We start from the raw sequence: 21096 nt of genomic DNA, 5'->3' as shown, positions 1-21096 counted from the left end.
CGGCGGCAGCGGCCGGGTGGTCGTGGGGACGCGGTGGGGGTGCCCGTCAGGCGTGCGCGTCCTGGGTGCTCTCGTCCGTCCCGTCCGGGATGAGCTTGCCGGGGTTCAGGATGCCGACCGGGTCGAGTGCGGACTTGACCGCGCGCAGGATGTCGGCGCCGAGCGGGCCGATTTCGGACGTCATCCACGGGCGGTGGTCGGCGCCGACCGCGTGGTGGTGGCTGATCGTTCCGCCGTGCTCGGCGATCGCGTCTCCGGCGGCGCGCTTGGCGCGGGCCCACCGCGACAGCGGGTCGGCACCCGCGGCCGTCACCACGGTGAAGTACAGGGAAGCCCCCGCCGGGTAGGTGTGGGAGATGTGGCACATGGTCACCACGCCGCCCTCCGGCCCTTCCAGTGCCTCCTTCAGGGCCGCGCTGACCGCCTCGTAGAGCGGGAGCACACCGGACCAGGTGGTGGCGGTCTCCAGGGTCTCGCTGAGGACGCCCGCGGACAGCAGCGTGTCGCGCAGGTAGGGGCCGTGGAAGCGCGAGTGCCGCCACTCGGACACCGGCTCGGTGCCCAGCGGGGTTCCACCGCACTCGGTCAGCAGCCGGGTCACGGCCGCGCGGCGGGCCTCGACCTCCGCTTCGTCGGTGCCGTCGAAGCCCACCACGGCCAGGCAGCCGGCGGCGGCCTCCTTGCCGGACAGGGCGGCGTTGACGAAGGTCTCGGTCTCGTCCGACAGCCGCGCGGTGGTCGGGCGGGCGTCGGACTGCGCGAGCCGCCGGAGGGCGGCGGCACCCGTCGCGTAGTCGGGAAAGGACCACGCCTCGTCGTGCTGGACGTCGGGGAGGGGGCGCACCCGGAGCGTCACCTCCGTGATGACGCCGAACGTGCCCTCCGAGCCGACCAGGAGCTGGCGCAGGTCCGGCCCGGCGGCCGAGGCCGGGGCGCGGCCGAGGTCCAGGCTGCCGCGGGGTGTGGCGGCCTTCAGCGCCATCACCATGTCGTCGAACCGCCCGTACCCGGCCGAGGCCTGGCCGCTGGAGCGCGTCGCCGCGTACCCGCCGATCGTGGCGTACTCGAAGCTCTGCGGCAGGTGGCCGAGCGTGTAGCCGTGCGCGGACAGCAGCTCCTCGGCCTCCGGCGTGCGCAGGCCCGCCTGCAGCGTCGCGGTCATCGACTCGTGGTCGACGGAGACCAGCCGGTCCAGGCGGCGCAGATCGAGTGCGACCACGGACGCGAACCCGCCGCGCAGAGCGTCGACCCCGCCGACGACGCTGGTCCCGCCGCCGAAGGGGACGACGGCGACGCGGTGCTCGGCACACGCCCGCAGCACGGCCAGGACCTCGTCGTGGTCGGCGGGCAGCACCACCGCGTCGGGCGCGGGGTCGGCGTCTCCCGCGCGGCGGCGCAGCAGGTCGGGCGTGCTCTTGCCGCCGCTGTGCCGCAGCCGCGCCGGGGCGTCGGTCCGCACGTGTTCCGCGCCCACCGCCGACTCCAGCGCGGCACGCGCGGTGGCGTCCAGGGCCGAGGAGGGCAGGCGCACGTCCGCCTCGTCGACGGGCGGCAGATCCCGCAGCTCGGCCCCGAGGGTCTGCGCGATGAGGTCCCGGAGGGACTCAGACAGCGGTGTGGCCCGCTCCGGGTCGCCCCACGCGAACCAGGACATGTCTGCGGCGCGGTTCGTGCTCATGCCGTACAGTTTTACACATGACGTCAAGACGTAACGTTCACGACGAGGTCCTCGACGCGACCCGCGCCTGCGTGGAGGCCTTCGGGATCCGTCGAACGACGCTCACCGACGTCGCCCGACGCGCCGGAGTGAGCCGTCCCACCGTCTACCGCCGCTGGCCCGACGTCACCTCGCTCGTCGCCGACCTCCTCACCCGGGAACTGCGCGCGATACTGCTCGCCCACAAGGTCGAGCACGACGAGCTCTCCACCCGCGACAACGTCGTCGCCCAGGCGACGGGCGTGCTCCGCGCCCTCCTGTCCCACCCCCTGTTCACCCGGATCGTCGACAACGAGCCGGAACTCCTGGCCACCTACACATTCCAGCGCCTCGGAACCGGCCAGTCGGTGGCGCTCGGACTGCTCCGCCCGGAGCTGGAGGCGGGCCAGCGCGACGGCTCGATCCGCCGCGGCGACCCCGACGCCATGGCCCGCATGGTCCTGCTGGTCATCCAGAACACGGCGACCTCGCGCCGCCTGACCACCGACGTCATGACCGAGGACCAGCTGGTCGACGAGGCGCGCGTGATGTTGGACGGCTACCTGGCACCAATGTCCACCACGAATGCCGACCACGACGCGGCGACATCGACGTCGGCCGCCTCCGCTCCGCCCCGCGAATAACCCCAGGGGCGGGCCCATCAGCCAAGAGAAGGGTGAGGTGCTGCACCGATGACCCGATCGACGTCGCTCAACGCGGCCCGCCGTGCCCGCGAGCTCGACGAGCTCGCCGCTGCTCCGAACGTGGACGTACTGGTCATCGGCGCCGGGGTGACCGGTGCCGGGGCCGCCCTGGACGCCGCCGCCCGCGGGCTCAGCGTCCTCCTCGTCGAACGGCACGACCTCGCGTTCGGCACCAGCCGGTGGAGTTCCAAGCTCGTCCACGGCGGGCTGCGCTACCTCGCCAAAGCCCAGGTCGGTGTCGCCTACGAGAGCGCGCGCGAACGCGACGTGCTGATGCGTGTGACCGCGCCCCATCTGGTCCGGACCATGCCCATGGTGGTGCCGCTGCACGAGGGCCTCGACACCGCCCATGCCGCCGTGACCCGTGCCGGCGTGGGGATGGGCGACCTGCTGCGCCTGGCGGCCGGCACGGACAAGCGCACCCTGCCCCGCTCCCGGCGGCTCAACCGCGTCCAGACGGCCCGACTCCTGCCCGGCGTCCGCGACACGGGGCTGCGCGGCGGCATCCTCTCCTTCGACGGCCAGCTCACCGACGACGCCCGCCTGGTGGTGGCCCTGGCCCGCACGGCGGCCGGGCTCGGCGCCCGGGTGCTCACCCGCTGCGCGGCCGAACAGGCCGCGGGCGACGGAGCTGTCCTGCGCGACACCCTCACCGGCGAACAGCTGCACGTGCGCGCCCGCTCGGTCATCAACGCAACCGGTGTGTACGCGGGCGAGCTGGTCCCCGGACTCCGGCTGCGTCCCAGCAGGGGCACGCACCTGGTGGTGCCCGAGGAAGCGCTGGGCCACCCGCGCACCGCGATCACGATTCCGGTACCGGGCAGCTTCAACCGCTTCGTCCTCGCCCTGCCGCAGGGGGACGGCCGGGCGTTCGTCGGACTCACTGACGAGCCGGTGGAGGGCCCTCTTCCCGACGTGCCCGAGCCGCCGGAATCCGACATCACGTTCCTGCTCGACGTCCTCAACAGCGTCGCCACGTCCCCGCTGCGGCGCTCCGACGTCATCGGCGCCTACGCCGGGCTGCGCCCCCTGCTCGATACAGGCGACCACTCCAGCGCCGACCTGTCCCGCAAGCACGCCGTCCTGACCTCCGACGACGGCGTCATCAGCGTCGTCGGCGGCAAGCTCACCACCTACCGGAACATGGCACAGGAGGCCGTGGACGCCGCAGTGCGGACCGCCGACCTGGCGGCGGGGAGATGCAGGACCAGGGAACTCCCACTAGTTGGCGCCGCTGATCGCAACACGTTGGACGGGGTTCCGGCGTCGCGCCGCCTCATCGCCCGCTACGGGATGGAGGCGTCGAAGGTCCTCGACGAGGCCGCGGGCGACCCCGCCCTGCTCGCTCCGGTCGTCAACGGGGTCACCCGGGCCGAGCTGCGCTTCGCGGTCCGCCACGAGGGCGCGCTGGACGTCTCCGACCTCCTGGACCGCCGCACCCGCATCGGGCTGGTCCCCGAGGACCGCGTCGCCGCCCTCGCCGCGGCCGAGGAGGCCCTGGACCGGAGCTGACGCGCGGCCGCGTCGGGCGCGCTCCACCGCGCCCGACGTGCTCAGCTCCGCTTCTTGGTAAAGGGGATCAGGTCCTGCGCGCGAATGGCCTCGGCGAAGGGGGAGACCAGCTCCACGAGGCGGCGACAGCCGTCGGCGCCGAGCGGCTCGAAGGCGGGAAGGGAAAGGACGTCGGTGCGTGCCTCCAGGTCGTCCCGGAAGCGCTTGCCCTCCGTGGTCTGTGACGGCTCGCCCTCACCGTCGACCTCGACGAGGCCGCGGTCGACCATGCGGGCCACGGCCGCGTCCCAGTCCTCCCGGCTCCACCTCCGGCTCTTGAGCAGCAACTCGGAGGAGTACTTTCCGGTCGCCACGGAACTCACCAACGCCTCCACCGGTCCGATATGAGCCTCCTGCAGGAGGGCGATGTGGCCGTCGCCGCGGAACTCCCGGATCAGCGTCGCGGCGTGCCAGAGCACCAGGTGCGGGTCCTCCGGCCAGGGGAGTCCGGCATGGCCGGCGAACAGCGGGCGCCCGTGCGGGTGCAGCGCGGCCGACTCCGCCGCGGTGCGGGCGAGGTCCGCGGCCTCCCGCATCTCGGGCGACCGCACGGTCTGTTCCCCGAGGACGCGGCGCAGGAACTTGTCCGCGATCTCCAGGCGGGCGCGCACCAGCGTGTCGGGTGAGGCCACCGACCAGGCCTCCGGGATGACGGTGCGGACCACCGCGGGATTGAAGTTGTAGAAGGTGGCCGCGACCAGCTCCGGACCGACGGGCCCCAGGGGAGCCCCGCGCGATGCGAAGTACATCTGCGCCAGCGACTCCATGCCGATGCTCTGGTAGGTCGGGGCGGTCTCCGGGGCGAAGTAGATGCACGTGTGGATCGGCTCGACTTCCGCCCACGCGGCGCGAGCGAGGTCGGGCGTGGCGGGTGGGGTTGACGAAGACATGTGTTCTCCGTTCCGCACGGTGGCTGGATTTCCGGGTGAACCGGCAGGGCGCCGCCCACAGTACCGAGCCACGTTCGGTTGCCGTTCCGTGCCCTCAGACGATCCGTCCCCGGCCTGGTCACCTGATCATCCCGAGAGGGCCGCGGCAAGAGTGTCACCGATTGGCTACTCGACGTGTTGTTGCCGCCTGTCTAGCCTTGCCCCTCATCTGTCCATTGGGGTGAAAGGACGCCGGGGTGAAACTGACCGACATCACGCCGTTCATCGGCGCGGAGCTGACCGGAGTCACCTACGCCGACCTCGAGCGGCAGGAGGTCCTCGGTGCGTTCGCCGACGCCGTCGCGCGGCGCCAGCTCGTCGTCATACGCGGGATCGAGATGACGCCGCGGCAGCAGGTTGCGCTGGCCGTGCGACTGGGCCGACCGGTTCCGTTCGTCGTGGAGAACTACCGACACTCGGAGGTACCGGAGATCCTGGTTTCATCGAACGAACGCAAGAATGACCAGCCCATTGGTGTCGCCCGCGTAGGCAACTTCTGGCACTAGGACAACTCCGGCTACCACGCTCATCCCCCGGAGTACACCATGCTGTACGGGGTGAACGTCCCGAGCACGAGTGGACACACGCTGTTCGCGAACGCGGTGAACGTGTACGAACGGCTTCCAGCGGAATGGAAGGCCAGGATCGCGGGTCGCAGGGCGCTGCATACCGCGGTCAAACATGTGCGGATCCGTGCGGAGCATGCCGGCCTGTCAATGGCCGAATTCAAGGCCCTGATGGAAGAGAAGTACCCCAAGATCGAGCACCCCCTGGTCATGACGGACGCAGGCACCGGCGCTGACTACGTGTACGGAGCTCCGGACTCCCTCGACTCCGTCATCGGGTTCGATGCCAACGACAACGAGCGATACTTCCAGGTGCTGGACGACCTCATCCAGGACCCCGACTACGTCTACACGCATCGCTGGACCACCAATGACCTGGTGGTCTGGAAGACCCGCACCACCCTGCACGCGGCAACCGCGGTGGCCCCCGGGAGATCCCGAACCGTGCACAGGATCAGCCTCGCGGAGGAGTAGGCAGCGGTGCCGGGGCCGTCCGCTCTTGAACGCTCGACTCAGGCCTTCTGTCGCGCGCGCTGCTGCGCGTCGAGCACGGTGGCCTCCGCCGCCGCGCGGTCCTGCCAGCCGCGGACCTCCGAGCTCTTGCCGGGTTCCAGGAGCTTGTAGATCTCGAAGAAGTGGGTGATCTCGTTGAGCTGGAACTCGGGGATATTGCGCAGGTCGCGGATGTGTTCCAGGCGCGGGTCGCGGGCGGGCATGCACAGGACCTTGGCGTCCGGGCCGCCCTCGTCCTGCATCCAGAACACGGCTACGGGCCGTACCAGGACCTCGCACCCGGGAAACGACGGCTTGTCCAGCGGGACCATCGCGTCCAGCGGGTCGCCGTCCTCGGCCAGGGTGTCGGGGATGTAGCCGTAGTCGGCGGGGTACTGCGTCGCGGTGAACAGGGTGCGGTCCAGCCGGATCCGGCCCCGCTCGTGGTCCATCTCGTACTTGTTCCGCGATCCCTGCGGGATCTCCACCACCATCCGAAATTCCATGACGACTTCCCTCGCAGCGATGGGTTCGCGATCGCACGCGGACCGGTGTACCCACTGTGGCAGAGAGGTCCGTGTTGCGGGAGGGACAACGGAGGGGTTTCGGGCGCTTTTTCGGCGCGGATCAATGGGAGATAGGGGTGACGTCGCGATCACCCCTTCCGTAGGGTGGATCGGGTGAATTCAGCGCGTCTGCACCCCGGAAACCTCCTCGCGGTCAGCGACTTGCACGTGGCTCACCCGGAAAATCGGAAGGTCCTAGAAGAGCTCCGTCCGCGGACACCGGAGGACTGGCTGATCGTCGCCGGCGACGTGGGTGAACTCAGCGCCGATATCGAATGGGGGCTGGCGACGCTCAGCGAGCGCTTCGCCAAGGTCATCTGGGTTCCCGGAAACCACGAGCTGTGGACACACCGGGAGGACGCCGTCCGCCTGCGCGGCGAGCACCGCTATCGGCACCTGGTGGAGATCTGCCGCTCCATCGGCGTGGTCACCCCAGAGGACCCGTACCCCGTCTGGGAGGGTGCGGGCGGTCCGGTCGTGATCGCGCCGCTGTTCGTGCTCTACGACTACAGCTTTCACGCCCCGGGCACCGCGAACTCCGAGGAGAGCCTCGCCAAGGCCTACGACGTCGGCGTGGTGTGCACCGACGAGATGATGCTGCACCCCGATCCCTACCCGACCCGGACGGCGTGGTGTGCCGCGCGGGTCGAGGCGACCGAGCAGCGCCTCGGCCAGATCGACCCCGAGCTGCGGACCGTCCTGGTGAACCACTGGCCCCTGGTCCGCGAACCAACGCGCATCCTGCGCTACCCCGAGTTCGCGCAGTGGTGCGGCACCGAGCGCACCGCCGACTGGCACGTGCGCTTCCGTTCCGAGGCCGTGGTCTACGGGCACCTCCACATCCCGCGCACTACCGTCTACGACGGCGTGCGCTTCGAAGAGGTCTCCATCGGCTACCCGCGTGAGTGGAAGCCGCGCGGCGGCCACGGCGGGCTGCGCCGGATCCTGCCGGTGGAGGAGGGCACCGCGTGATCGAGCAGCTGCTGACCCCCGAGGTCGTCGGCGTCGAGGCCTTCGACGACCGCGCCGATGCCCGTCTCTTCCCGGAGGAGGAGGCACTGCTGGCCAGGGCCGTCGACAAGCGGCGTCGGGAGTTCACGACGGTCCGCGCCTGCGCCCGCGACGCGCTGGCCGAACTCGGCTTTCCGCCCGCGCCCCTGCTACCCGGCGAGCGTGGCGCTCCGGGATGGCCGCAGAGCGCCGTGGGCAGCATGACCCACTGCGCCGGATACCGGGCCGCCGCGGTCGCCCGCGCGACCGACGTGGAGACGATCGGGATCGACGCCGAACCGCACGGCGCCCTGCCGGACGGCGTTCTGGAGACCATCGCCCTTCCCGAGGAGCGGGTGCGGCTGAAGAACCTGGCCGTCGGCGACCCGGGCGTGTCGTGGGACCGGTTGCTCTTCAGCGCCAAGGAGTCGGTGTACAAGGCGTGGTTCCCGCTGACGCGCATGTGGCTGGGTTTCGAGGAGGCCGATATCGCCATCGACCCCGAGCAGCGGACCTTCACGGCGCGCCTGCTGGTGGACGGACCGGTGGTCGATGGCCGCCGGCTGGGCGGGTTCGAGGGCCGCTGGATCGTCGGCAACGGCTTGGTCGTCACCGGAATCGCGGTGCCGAAGGGGAACGAGCAACAAGGATGAGTCACGCTAAGAGCGCGTAACGGTAACCGAAGGGAACTGGTTACAAACTTGTTGGTGGAATCCCTGGACTTCAAATAGACGTTTGTCTAGCCCGCGGGATACGATGTTCAAATGGGACATCGTGGGGACTTGCTCGCGGGCGCTAAACACTGCCTGTACGAAAAGGGCTACGCGCGCACAACCGCGCGGGACATCGTGGCCGCTTCGGATACGAATCTGGCGTCAATCGGCTACCACTTCGGGTCGAAAGAGGCTTTGCTTAACGAAGCGCTTATTCAAGCGTGCACAGAGTGGTATGAGGAGTTGGAGCGGGCTCTGCTCGTCGAACTCGACCCGGCGACCGGCGCTATGGATCGCTTCGAAACAGTGTGGAGCCGCATCGTCGAGCTGTTCGACGAGCACAGGTCGCTGTGGATCGCCAACTTCGAGGCGCTCGCGCAGATCGAGCGCGCCCCCGAAGTCCGAAGAATTCTCGCCGATTCCCAGCAGGCGGTGCGCGAGGCAATGGCCTCATGGTTCCCGGACCGGGACTCCGGGGGTGAGAAGAAGCCGCCGCCCGAGGTCGGTACCCTTCTCCAGGCGCTGCTGATGGGCGTGATGGCGCAGTGGCTCATCGACCCGCAATCGGCGCCCAGCGGGCGTGACCTGGCGATCGGACTGCGCAGAATCGGGGCCGGAATGGGCCCGGTTCGCGAGACTCCCCACGGAAAATGAATCGGGGCCGGAGGCGCCCGGTCGGGCTCTGGGGCAGGGAGCCCGCACGGACGCCTCCGGTAAGTGACGGTGTGGTCGCGATGGTCGAGGACCGTCGCGGCCACACGCGTTCACCGAGTGGACAGTCGCCGGTACCGACCGGACCGGCGGCGACTCTCGCCGCACCGTTCAGACGAGAGGGGAAACCGGGTGAACGGTGAAGCGGAGAGCCTGCGCGGTATCAGCAAGGGGCAAGCCGCGTCATTCTCACCGCCGACCGGGGCTCTCGGGAGGCCCATGCCGGTGCGGTCCGCAATGAAACCGCACGTCGGCCCGTAGGCCGTCGGTACCGGCGCCGTGCGCGCACTTTCGCACGAGTGAACCTCCCTCGACGCTATACGTACCTACGTCTAAGTCGTCCGTATAACCGTCATCTTGAGCGTAACCCATCCAGGCGGTGCTGAATCGCCCGAAACTAGGGGCTTTTCGGGCGCTCTGGCCGCCCGTGGGCGAGGGCAAGATCATCGACGGCGCAACCGAAAGTCACCACCTGGTGCTACTTGCCACGTGTAATCGATTCACGCCATAGAGTTGCGCCGCTACTCAACAGTAACAATAAGATCACGGTGCCGCCTCGGGGCGGGCACGGCATCGTGCGCGGGCGCGCTTCCCCGTTAGGGGGGAGTAGGGACGAGCTAGGGGTGGCGCCCCTCGGGGGTGCTAAGTAGCGTGCAAGTGGATATCTCGGTACCTCGATGAGGCTTTCCGTGAATTCTTGAGCGCGGCTTGATAAGTGGAGGCAAGCGATTACGGCAATGGTCGCCGAATCTTGTCGACGGTGATGGGGCGAAACCGAATCAGGGGATTCGAGTGGCGAATCGGGTCCGCGGCTCGGGGTCGCCCCCACTCGTGTGCGGCTTGGCTCTGAAGCGTCGACGCGTGGTTTTCCTGATCGATTCAGTGGGGTGGCGTGGGTGAATAACGAGAAGAAACTTCTCGATTACCTGAAGCGGGCGACAGCCGATCTGCGTGAGGCTCGCAAGCGTATTGCCGAAACTGAACGGCGGGACCACGAACCGATCGCCATCGTAGGCATGGCCTGCCGCTACCCGGGGGATGTGAGCTCCCCCGACGACCTGTGGCGCCTGGTCGAGCAGGGCAGGGACGCGGTCACCGAGTTCCCTGCCGACCGCGGCTGGGACCTCGACGCGCTCTATGACCCCGAACCCGGCACGCCCGGCAAGAGCTACACGCGCGAAGGTGGCTTCCTGCACGATGCCGCCGAGTTCGACCCGGACTTCTTCGGCATCAGTCCGCGCGAGGCCAAGGAGACCGACCCGCAGCAGCGCCTGCTACTCGAAGTCGCCTGGGAGGCCTTCGAGAGCGCCGGGCTGGACCCCGCCGAGCTGCGTTCCAGCCCCACCGGCGTCTTCGCCGGGATGATGTACCACGACTACGCGGGCAGCTCCGCTACCGGCTCCATCACCTCCGGCCGCCTCTCCTACACCTTCGGCCTCGAAGGCCCGTCGGTGTCCGTGGACACCGCGTGCTCCTCCTCGCTGGTGGCGCTGCACCTGGCCGCACAGTCGCTGCGCCGCGGTGAGTGCACGCTGGCCCTGGCCGGAGGCGTCACCGTCATGGCCACCCCGGAGACCATCGTCGAGTTCAGCCGCCAGCGCGGCCTCGCGGCCGACGGCCGGTGCAAGTCCTTCTCCGCGACCGCCGACGGCACCGGCTGGTCGGAGGGCGCCGGCATGCTCATCGTGGAGCGGCTCTCCGACGCACGGCGCAACGGCCACCCGATCCTCGCCGTCGTCCGCGGCACCGCCGTCAACCAGGACGGCGCCAGCAGCGGGCTGACGGCCCCCAACGGCCCCGCACAGCAGCGCGTGATCACGCAGGCGCTGAACGCCGCCGGGCTGACCCCGGCCGACGTCGACGCCGTCGAGGCGCACGGGACCGGCACGACGCTGGGCGACCCCATCGAAGCCCAGGCCCTCATCGCCACCTACGGCCAGAACCGGCCGCAGGACCGGCCGCTGTGGCTCGGCTCCATCAAGTCGAACATCGGGCACGCCCAGGCCGCGGCGGGCGTTGGCGGCATCATCAAGATGATCATGGCGATGCGCCACGGCCTGCTGCCCAAGACCCTCCACCTGGACGAGCCCACGCCGCAGGTCGAGTGGTCCGACGGAGCCGTCGAGCTGCTCTCCGAAGCCCGCCCCTGGCCCGAGACCGAGCGCCCGCGCCGCGCCGGTGTCTCGTCGTTCGGGATCAGCGGCACCAACGCCCACGTTGTCCTGGAGCAGGCCTCCCACGACCCGGCGCCCGTCGCTGAGCAGGACGGCGATTCCGACGCCCCCCAGGGTGAGACGACGGAGACGGAGGAGGGCCAGGCTCCCGCGGAACCGGCGGTCCTCGGCACGATCGTCCCCTGGCTGATCTCCGCGAAGAACCCCACGACGCTGCGCGCACAGGCCGAGCGCCTGCGTGCCTTTGCGGAGGGTGACGACACCGCGCCCCACCCGCTCGACGTCGGCTTCTCCCTGGCCACGACACGTACGGCCCTCGACCACCGCGCCGTGGTCGTTGGCGCCGACCGCGAGGAGCTGCTGCGCGGGCTGGACGCCATCGCCGCCGACACCGGCGCGCCGGGCGTGGTGCGCGGCGTCGCGAGCGAGGGCAAAACCGCGTTCCTCTTCTCCGGCCAGGGCGCACAGCGCCTCGACATGGGCCGGGAACTGGCCACCACCTTCCCCGTGTTCGCCGAAGCCTTCGACGCCGTGTGCGCCGGACTGGACGAACATTTGGAGCGCCCGCTGCGCGACGTCATCTGGGCCGAAGAGGGGGCGCCAGAGGCGGACCTGCTCAACCAGACCGCGTTCACCCAGGCCGGGCTGTTCGCCGTCGAGGTGGCACTGTTCCGGCTGATGGAGTCGTGGGGCGTCACCCCCGACGTTCTCGCGGGTCACTCCATCGGTGAGCTGGCCGCCGCGCACGTGTCCGGGGTGCTGTCGCTGGGCGACGCGTGCGCCCTGGTGGCGGCGCGCGGCCGACTGATGCAGGCGCTGCCCGCCGGTGGCGCCATGGTCGCGATCCAGGCCACCGAGGAGGAGGTCACCCCGCGGCTCTCCGGGCTGGATGACAAGGTGAGCATCGCCGCGATCAACGGCCCCGACTCCGTGGTCGTCTCCGGCGCCGAGGACGCGGTGCTGACCATCGCCGACCACTTGCGAGAGCAGGGCCGCAAGACCAGCCGCCTGACGGTCTCGCACGCCTTCCACTCCCCGCTGATGGAGCCGATGCTCGCGGACTTCCGCGAGGTCGCCGAGCGCCTGACCTACAGCGCCCCAACCATCCCGATCGTCTCCAACCTGACCGGTGCTCTCCTGCCGTCCGCCCCGGCCCCTTCCGTTGATCTCGGGGATAGTGGGGTAAAAAGTGGCGCTGAGACCCCAATATCTCCGAGATCAACGGTCGATGTGGGGTCGGCCGACTACTGGGTGCGCCACGTCCGCCACGCGGTCCGCTTCGCCGACGGCGTCCGCACGCTGGAGGCCGAAGGCGTCACCCGGTTCGTGGAGCTCGGTCCGGACGGCGTTCTCACCGGCATGGCGCAGAGCAGCGTCGAGTCCGACACCGCCCTCCTGGTCGCCGCCACCCGCAAGGACCGTTCCGAGGCCGTCACGCTGCTCAGCGCCGTCGGCGCCCTGCACGCCACCGGCGCCGCCGTCGACTGGGCGCGTGTGTTCACCGGCCGAGGCGAGCGCATCGACCTGCCCACCTACGCCTTCCAGCGTGAGCGCTACTGGATGGACTCCGTGACCGTCGCGGGCGGCCAGGGCGACGTCCGCTCGGTCGGCCTCGGCTCGACGGACCACCCACTGCTGGGCGCCGCCGTGCGGGTCGCGGATTCCGAGAGCGTGGTGCTCTCCGGACGTCTGGCCGTCGGCAGCCAGCCATGGCTGGCCGACCACCGGATCGGCGACACGATCCTCTTCCCCGGCACCGGCTTCGTGGAACTGGCGATCCGCGCGGGCGACGAGGTCGGCTGCGGCCTGGTCGAGGAGGTCACCCTCGAAGCGCCACTGACCCTGCCCGAGCGCGGCGGCGTCGCACTGCAGGTCGTCGTCGGCGCCCCGGACGACTCAGGCGCCCGGACGGTCGGCATCTACTCGCAGGGCGAGGGCGACCTGGCGGAGGACGAGGGCTGGACGCGGCACGCGAGCGGCATCCTGGCCCCCGACACCGACGCTCCCTCCGCCGACCTCGCTGTGCCTCCAGCGCACTCAGCCTCCTCGCTCGGCTCCGCCGCCGATGCGGGTCGGCCTGCGGCGGGCGGCATCGACGGCTCCGCTCGCTCGTTCGACTTCGCGTCGCCGTGGCCGCCGCCGAACGCCACCCCCGTGCCGGTCGAGGACGCCTACGACCGCCTGACCGGAGACGGCTACGGCTACGGGCCGGTGTTCCGCGGGCTGCGGGCCGCCTGGCGGCGCGACGACGACCTGTTCGCCGAGGTCGCCCTGCCCGAGCATGCCCACGACGACGCCGCCCGCTTCGGCCTCCACCCCGCCCTCATGGACGCCGCTCTGCACATCGGCCTGCTGGAGGACAAGGGCGAGGGCGAAACGCTCCTCCCGTTCGCATGGAATCGGGTCTCCCTGCACGCGGCCGGTGCCTCGGCGCTGCGCGTTCGCATCTCGCTGCTGGGACAGGGCCGCGAATCCCTCACGATGGCCGACGCCACCGGTCAGCCGGTGCTGTCGGTCGAGACCCAGGTGACCCGCCCGGTCGACGCGGGCGGACTCACCGCGATGGCGGCCAGCAGGCGGCACGACGCACTTTTCACCGTCGACTGGACGTCGGCCACGGGTGGGCGCGACGCGGCCATTCCGAAGGGCCAGAGCCTGGCCGTGGTCGGGGCCGAGGGGCACGGCATCGGCGGCGACGCCCCGCGCTTCACCGACCTGGCCGCGCTGACGGCCTCCCTCGACACGGACACGCAGGTCCCGGACGTCGTGCTGGCCGTTGCCGACCGCGGCGACTCCAGTGAGGGGGCGGAACCCCCGGACGCGGTGCGCACGGCGGCCCGCCGGACACTCGACCTGCTGCGGTCATGGCTGGACGACGACCGGTTCACCTCCTCCCACCTGGTCATCGCGACGCGGAACGCCGTGGTCGTCGACCCCGAGAACGACACCCTCGACCTGGGACAGGCGCCGCTGTGGGGCCTGGTGCGCGCCGCGCAGGCGGAGAACCCCGGCAGGATCACCCTGGTAGACGTCGACGAACGCGACAGTCGCGACGACCTCACGGCCCTGCTCCACGCCATCGCGGCCTCGGACGAGACCGAGGCCGCGGTGCGGGGCGACACCGTGAGCGTGCCGCGACTCGCCCGGGCGACACGGCGCGACGCGGCGACCGACACCTGGAACGCCGAGGGGACCGTCCTGATCACCGGAGGCACCGGCGGTCTCGGCGCTCTCGTCGCCAGACACTTGGTTACGGAACATGGGGTCCGCCACCTGGTGCTGACCAGCCGACGCGGTATGGACGCCCCGGGCGCCGCCGACCTCACCGAAGAGCTGGCCCGGCTCGGCGCGACCGCCACGGTCGCCGCCTGCGACGCCGCCGACCGCGACGCGCTGGCCGCCCTGCTCGCCGACATCCCCGACGAGCAGCCGCTGACCGGTGTCGTCCACGCGGCCGGTGTCGCCGACAACGGGCTCGTCACCGCGCTGACTCCCGACCAGCTGGACACGGTCCTGCGCCCCAAGGCGGACGCCGCCTGGCACCTGCACGACCTCACCCGCGATCTCGACCTCACCGCGTTCGTGCTGTTCTCATCCACGGGCGGTATGGTGCTCGCCGCCGGACAGGCCGGGTACGCGACCGCGAACGTCTTCCTCGACGCGCTGGCCCAGCACCGTCGGGCCGCCGGTCTGCCCGCGACGTCGCTGTCGTTCGGGCTGTGGGGCGTCACCGCCGGTATGGCCGGCGAACTGGGCGAGGCCGACCTGCAGCGGATGAAGCGGCTGGGCCTCCCCGCCGTGCCCGCTGACGAGGGCCTGTCCCTCTTCGACGACGCCCTCGCCAACGGCGAGGCGGTGCTCGTCCCCACCAAGGTCGACGTTGCGGCACTGCGTTCCCGCGCCGACGACCTGCCCGCTCTGCTGCGCGGACTGGTCCCGGCCCGCGCGCGGCAGATCCGGCAGACCGCCGCCAGCGGCGACAGTGCCTCCAGCGCCTCGTCCCTGGAGCAGCGGCTCAGCGGGCTGGACGCCGACGGCCGCGACCGCCTGCTGCTGGATCTGGTGAGCACGCACGTCGCCACGGTCCTCGGACACGCGTCCGCCGACGCCGTCGACCCGGACCGGCCCTTCCAGGAGCTCGGGTTCGACTCGCTGGCCGCCGTCGAGCTGCGCAACACCCTCAACAAGTCGACGGGCCTGCGCCTGCCCGCGACCCTGCTCTTCGACTACCCGACCTCCCGGCAGGTCGCCCTGCACATCGCGTCCTTCTTCGCGGAGACGCAGCCGGCCGCCGCGACGCCGGTGGCGACGACGGCCGCGCACGACGACGACCCGATCGTCATCGTCGGCATGGGCTGCCGCTTCCCCGGTGGCGTGGAGACACCGGAGGACCTGTGGCAGCTGGTCGTCGACGGCCGCGACACCGTGTCCGCTTTCCCCGCCGATCGCGGTTGGGACATCGAGGGCAGGTTCGACCCCGAGCCGGGGACCCCCGGGAAGAACTACGCGCGTGAGGGCAGCTTCCTCTACGACGCGGCCGACTTCGACCCCGCCTTCTTCAACATCAGCCCGCGCGAAGCCCTGACGATGGACCCGCAGCAGCGGCTGCTGCTGGAGACGTCCTGGGAGGCCTTTGAGCGGGCCGGGATCGACCCGGCGCAGCTCAAGGGCAGCCCGACCGGCGTGTTCACCGGCATGATGTACCACGACTACGCGGCCAACAGCAGCACCGGATCCATCGCCTCCGGCCGGATCGCCTACACCTTCGGGCTGGAGGGCCCGGCGGTCACCGTTGACACGGCGTGCTCGTCCTCCCTGGTCGCGCTGCACTGGGCGATCCAGTCGCTGCGGTCCGGCGAATGCTCGCTGGCGCTCGTCGGCGGCGTGGCGGTCATGGCCACCCAGGAGATGTTCGTCGAGTTCAGCCACCAGCGCGGCCTCGCCGTGGACGGCCGGTCCAAGGCCTTCGCCGCGGCGGCCGACGGCGCTGGCTGGGGTGAGGGCGCCGGTGTCCTCCTGGTCGAACGGCTCTCCGACGCCAAGCGCAATGGGCACCGCGTGCTGGCGGTCGTCCGCGCCAGCGCGCTCAACCAGGACGGCGCGAGCAACGGACTGACCGCGCCCAACGGACCCGCCCAGCAGCGGGTCATCCGGCAGGCGCTGGCGAGCGGCGGGCTGTCCCCGGCCGAGGTGGACGCCGTGGAGGCGCACGGGACCGGGACGACGCTCGGTGACCCGATCGAGGCGCAGGCGCTCATCACCACCTACGGGCAGGACCGGCCGGAGAACGGCGAGCCGCTGTGGCTCGGTTCGATCAAGTCGAACATCGGACACACCCAGGCGGCAGCGGGCGTCGCGGGCATCATCAAGACCGTCATGGGGCTCCGCTACGGCCTGCTGCCCAAGACCCTGCACATCGACGAGCCCACCCCCGAGGTGGACTGGTCGGCCGGTGCGGTGGAACTGCTGACCGAGGCGCGGCCGTGGCCGTCGACCGACCGCCCGCGCCGTGCCGCGGTCTCCTCCTTCGGCGCCAGTGGCACCAACGCCCACGTCATCCTTGAGCAGGCACCGATGGATCAGTCGATCGATGCCGCGGCCGGGGCTGACAGCGAGGGTGCGGCCCGGGCGCCGTCGGCCGAGCTGGTGCCGGTGGTCCTGTCGGCCAGGAGCGCCGAGGCGCTGCACGCGCAGGCCGCGAAGCTGCGGTCGCACCTTGAGCAGCAGAGCGACCTCGCCCAGCGCGACCTGACCGACCTGACCAACACCGCCTACTCGCTGGCGACCACCCGTGTGCCGATGGAGCACCGTGCCGTTGTGGTGGCGGGAGACCACGGTGAGCTGATGGAAAGCCTGGTCGGCCTGGCTGATGGGGAACCCGCGGGCGGCGTCGTGCATGGCACGGCCCGTTCTGGGAGGCGAACCGCCTTCCTGTTCTCCGGTCAGGGTGCGCAGCGTCTGGGTATGGGTCGGGAGCTGTACGCGGCCTTCCCGGTGTTCGCCGAGGCGTTCGATGCCGTGGTGGCGGGGCTGGACGCACACCTTGACCGTCCGCTCAAGAGCGTGGTGTGGGCTGAGGAGGGCTCGGACGACGCCGTGCTGTTGAACCAGACGGCTTATACCCAGACGGCGCTGTTCGCGGTCGAGGTGGCGCTGTTCCGCCTGGTCGAGTCCTGGGGCATCACCCCCGACTATCTGGCCGGGCACTCGATCGGTGAGCTGGCCGCCGCCCACGTAGCGGGCGTTCTGTCCCTGGATGATGCCTGCGCTCTCGTTGCCGCGCGCGGTCGCCTGATGCAGGCGCTGCCCTCTGGGGGCGCGATGGTCGCGATCCAGGCCACCGAGGAGGAGGTCGTCCCGGCGCTGTCTGATGTGGCGGACAAGGTCAGCATCGCGGCGATCAACGGCCCGTCCTCGGTCGTGGTGTCCGGCGAGGAAGACGCCGTTTTCCAGGTCGCCGAGCGCTTCAAGGAGCAGGGTCGCAAGACCAGCCGTCTGACGGTCTCGCACGCGTTCCACTCCCCGCTGATGGAGCCGATGCTGGACGAGTTCCGTGCGGTCGCCGAGCGGCTCACCTACGGGACCCCCACCATCCCGATCGTCTCCAACCTGACCGGCGCCCCGGCCCCTTCCGTTGATCTCGGGGATATCGGGGTAAAAAACGGCGCTGAGACCCCAATATCTCCGAGATCAACGGTGGATGTGGGCTCGGCGGAGTATTGGGTGCGACACGTCCGCGAGGCTGTGCGGTTCGCCGACGGCGTCCGCGCCCTGGAGTCCGAGGGGGTCACGACCTTCGTCGAACTCGGTCCTGTTGGTGTCCTCTCCGGGATGGGCCAGGAGAGCGTCACCGGTGACACCGGCATCGCCTTTCTCCCGGTCCTGCGCAAGGACCGTCCGGAGGAGCGCGAGCTGGTCACGACGGTCGGTGCGGTCCACGCGCGCGGCGTCGCCGTGGACTGGGAGGCGTTCTTCGCCGGTCGTGGCGCCACCCGCGTCGACCTGCCGACCTACGCCTTCCAGCGCGAGCGGTTCTGGCTGAACTCCGAGGGCCACGAGTCCGGCGATGTCGGATTCGCGGGCCTGGAGGCGGTAGAGCACCCCCTGCTGAGCGCCGCCGTCGCCGCCCCGGAGACGGGAGGCCGAGTGTTGACCGGCCGTCTCTCGCTGGGCACCCAGCAGTGGCTGGCCGACCATGATCTGCTCGGCACTGTGGTGCTTCCGCCGACGGCACTGGTGGAACTCGCGATCCGCGCGGGCGACGAGGTCGGCTGCGCCACCGTGGAGGAGCTGACGGCCGAGGCTCCGCTGGTGCTGCCGGAGCGCGGCGGCGTTGCACTCCAGGTCGTTGTCGGCGGCCCGGAGGAGTCCGGATCCCGTTCGATCACCATCTACTCGCGCGCCGAAGACGCGGCACCGGACGCCCGCTGGACGCGGCACGCCTCGGGTGTCCTTGGTACCGCTGGTGGTGCCGCGAGCGGTCTCACCCAGCCATCTGCGCGCTCAGCCTCCTCCCTCGCCTCCACCGCCGATGCGGGTCAGCCTTCGGCAGCTGGCATCGACGGTTCCGCTCGCTCGTTCGACTTCGCGTCGCCGTGGCCGCCTCCGAACTCCACCCCCATCGACGTCGACGGCGCCTACAAGCGCCTGTTCACGGCCGGGTACGGGCACGGCCCGGTGTTCCAGGGGCTGCGGGCGGCGTGGCAGAGCGGCGACGAGGTGTTCGCCGAGGTTGCTCTGCCCGAGACCACGCAGGATGAGGCCACCCGCTTCGGCCTGCACCCCGCTCTCCTCGACGCCGCGCTGCACCTCGGTCTGCTCGACGGAGCCGACGACAGCGAGATCGCTCTCCCCTCCGACTGGGGGAGGGTGACCCTGCACGCCACGGGCGCCTCGGCGGTGCGCGTGCGACTCGCGCCTACGGGTGAGGGCAACGCCAAGTCGCTGACCATGGCCGACACGACCGGGCAGCCGGTCCTGTCCGCCGACACAGTCGCGTTCCGTTCGGTGGCGTCCGACGAGCTCAAGGCGGCGAGCAGCGTCCGCGACGACGCACTGTTCCGCATCGCCTGGGAATCGGCCCCGGCCGAGACCGCTGCGGTGGCATCTCCGGCGCCCGGCGACTGGGCGGTCATCGGATCCGACGCGCTCGGCCTCGGTGACGACGTTCCCGTGTTCGCCGACGCCGCGGCGCTGCTGGATGCTGCCGGTGATGGCGAACCGGTGCCCGGGCTGGTGTTCCTGTCCACCACCTCGCCAGCAGGGGACGACGTTGCGGTTCCGTCGGCCGTGCACACGGCGGCGGACGACACGCTCGCACTCCTGCAGACCTGGCTGACCGAGCCGCGCTGCGCCGAGTCCAAGCTCGTGGTCGTGACGCGGGGCGCCGCGTCCGTCAGCGGCGAGGACACGCCGAACCTGGCCGGTGCCGCGATCCGGGGTCTGCTGCGCTCGGCGGAGTCGGAGAACCCGGACCGGTTCATGCTGCTGGACCTGGACGACTCCGCCGCATCCTACGAGGCGCTGCTGACGACGGCGACCTCGGAGGAACCCGAGATCGCACTGCGCGAGGGGACGGCCCTGGTGCCCCGACTCGCCCGAGCGGCAGGAGCGGCCGGAGCCGAGACCGCCACCACCGGCCTCGACACCAACGGAACCGTCCTGATCACCGGTGGCACCGGCGGTCTCGGCGCTCTCGTCGCCAGACACTTGGTGACGGAACACGGGGTCCGCCACCTGCTGCTGACCAGCCGACGCGGCATCGACGCCCCCGGCGCGGCCGAGCTGGAGGAGGAGCTGACGGGCCTCGGTGCCGAGGTCGAGATCGCCGCCTGCGACGCCGCCGACCGCGACGCACTGGCCGCTCTGCTGGACTCCATCCCGGCCGCGCGCCCGCTGACCGGTGTCGTCCACACCGCCGGTGTGCTGGACGACGGCGTCATCGGTTCCCTGACCCCCGACCGCATGGCCACGGTGCTGCGCCCCAAGGTGGACGCCGCCTGGCACCTGCACGACCTCACCCGGGACACGGAATCCCTGTCGCTGTTCCTCCTCTTCTCCTCGGTCGCGGGCACGCTCGGTGGTCCCGGCCAGGGCAACTACGCCACGGCCAACGCCTTCCTGGACGCCCTCGCCCAGCACCGCCGGGCCGCGGGGCTCCCGGGAACATCCCTGGCCTGGGGTCTGTGGGGCCTGGGCGACGGCGGCATGGCCGGGACGCTCGACGACTCCGACCTGCGGCGGATGAACCGCTCCGGCATCACCCCGATGTCGGCGGAGCAGGGCCTGGAACTGCTCGACGCCACCCTCGCCGACGCCGACGACGAGGCCGTGCTGCTCCCCGTCCTGCTCGACCTCGCCACCCTCAGGGCGCAGGCCGGGGCGGGCATGCTTCCCCCGGCCCTGCACGGCGTCGTCCCGGTCCCCGCCTGGCAGGCGGCGCAGGCAGCGGCAACGGGTCACGCCGACGCGGGCGGCACATCCCTCGCCGAACGCCTCGTGGGAATGAGCGAGACCGAGCGGGACGACTTCCTCCTGGAGCTGGTGGGCAAGCGCGTCGCCGCCGTTCTCGGGCACTCCGCCTCGGCCCGGGTCGAGCCGGACCGCGCGTTCTCCGAGCTCGGCTTCGACTCCCTGGCGGCGGTGGAACTGCGCAACCGCCTCAACGCGGCCACGGGTCTGCGCATGCCCGCGACCCTGCTCTTCGACTACCCCAACTCACGGCAAGTGGCCCAGTTCATCAAGACCGAGGTGAGTCCCGAAGGTGCGGACGCCGCACAGCCCGTGCTCGCCGAACTCGACCGGATCGGCGCGTCCCTCGCCGCGCTCGCGCCGGAGGAGGACGGCGAGCACGCCAAGATCACCGCACGGCTGGAATCCCTGCTGCGGATGTGGCAGGACGCGCACGGCGGCGCGGCCGAGGAGGCTCCGGAGGACGACTTCGCGGAGGCCACCGACGACGAACTGTTCGCGGTCCTGGACAACGAACTCGGCACGTCCTGACA

Annotated in this window: 9 protein-coding genes and 1 pseudogene; 7 read left to right on the top strand and 3 right to left on the bottom strand. The window is 71.0% G+C overall.

The window, feature by feature from the left end:
* Positions 1-46 precede the first annotated feature (46 nt).
* Complete coding sequence (locus tag CDO52_RS23430; protein ID WP_232524299.1) at positions 47-1678, bottom strand: FAD-binding oxidoreductase; 1632 nt, start codon at positions 1676-1678, stop codon at positions 47-49.
* A 17-nt stretch (positions 1679-1695) separates the two neighbouring features.
* Between CDO52_RS23430 and CDO52_RS23425 the strand changes: the two genes are divergently transcribed.
* The gene (locus tag CDO52_RS23425; RefSeq protein ID WP_083920140.1) at positions 1696-2340 is read left to right on the top strand and encodes a TetR/AcrR family transcriptional regulator; all 645 of its coding nucleotides are present in this window, start codon (positions 1696-1698) and stop codon (positions 2338-2340) included.
* A 48-nt stretch (positions 2341-2388) separates the two neighbouring features.
* Positions 2389-3912 carry a glycerol-3-phosphate dehydrogenase/oxidase gene (locus CDO52_RS23420; protein WP_017621720.1) on the top strand — a complete coding sequence of 508 codons (1524 nt, stop codon included), beginning with the start codon at positions 2389-2391 and terminating at the stop codon, positions 3910-3912.
* Positions 3913-3953: 41 nt separating this feature from the next.
* On the opposite strand, the gene CDO52_RS23415 is transcribed toward CDO52_RS23420, so the two are convergent.
* Complete coding sequence (locus CDO52_RS23415; protein ID WP_017621719.1) at positions 3954-4841, bottom strand: SCO6745 family protein; 888 nt, start codon at positions 4839-4841, stop codon at positions 3954-3956.
* A 236-nt stretch (positions 4842-5077) separates the two neighbouring features.
* On the opposite strand from CDO52_RS23415, the pseudogene CDO52_RS28935 reads away from it, so the two are divergent.
* Positions 5078-5920: pseudogene (locus CDO52_RS28935) on the top strand (TauD/TfdA dioxygenase family protein).
* 38 nt (positions 5921-5958) lie between these two features.
* On the opposite strand, the gene CDO52_RS23405 reads toward CDO52_RS28935, so the two are convergent.
* Positions 5959-6444 (bottom strand): inorganic diphosphatase, encoded by a 486-nt coding sequence (locus CDO52_RS23405; protein ID WP_026126402.1) that lies wholly within the window; start codon positions 6442-6444, stop codon positions 5959-5961.
* A gap of 174 nt (positions 6445-6618) precedes the next feature.
* Between CDO52_RS23405 and CDO52_RS23400 the strand changes: the two genes are divergently transcribed.
* From CDO52_RS23400 to CDO52_RS23385, 4 genes are all read left to right on the top strand, one after another.
* Entirely contained in the window at positions 6619-7476 is an 858-nt protein-coding gene (locus CDO52_RS23400) for a metallophosphoesterase family protein (RefSeq protein WP_017621715.1), read from the top strand.
* Positions 7473-8147: a 4'-phosphopantetheinyl transferase family protein gene (locus tag CDO52_RS23395; RefSeq protein WP_017621714.1), complete on the top strand. Its 675-nt coding sequence runs from the start codon at positions 7473-7475 to the stop codon at positions 8145-8147. The genes CDO52_RS23400 and CDO52_RS23395 overlap by 4 nt, the downstream gene beginning before the upstream one ends.
* A gap of 129 nt (positions 8148-8276) precedes the next feature.
* Positions 8277-8861 carry a TetR/AcrR family transcriptional regulator gene (locus CDO52_RS23390; protein WP_232524298.1) on the top strand — a complete coding sequence of 195 codons (585 nt, stop codon included), beginning with the start codon at positions 8277-8279 and terminating at the stop codon, positions 8859-8861.
* Between the two features lie 953 nt (positions 8862-9814).
* Entirely contained in the window at positions 9815-21094 is an 11280-nt protein-coding gene (locus CDO52_RS23385; protein ID WP_094932873.1) for a type I polyketide synthase, read from the top strand.
* Positions 21095-21096: the final 2 nt, after the last annotated feature.

The sequence above is a fragment of the Nocardiopsis gilva YIM 90087 genome (assembly GCF_002263495.1).
Lineage (GTDB): Bacteria > Actinomycetota > Actinomycetes > Streptosporangiales > Streptosporangiaceae > Nocardiopsis_C > Nocardiopsis_C gilva.
This window is presented reverse-complemented; position numbering and strand designations above follow the sequence as displayed.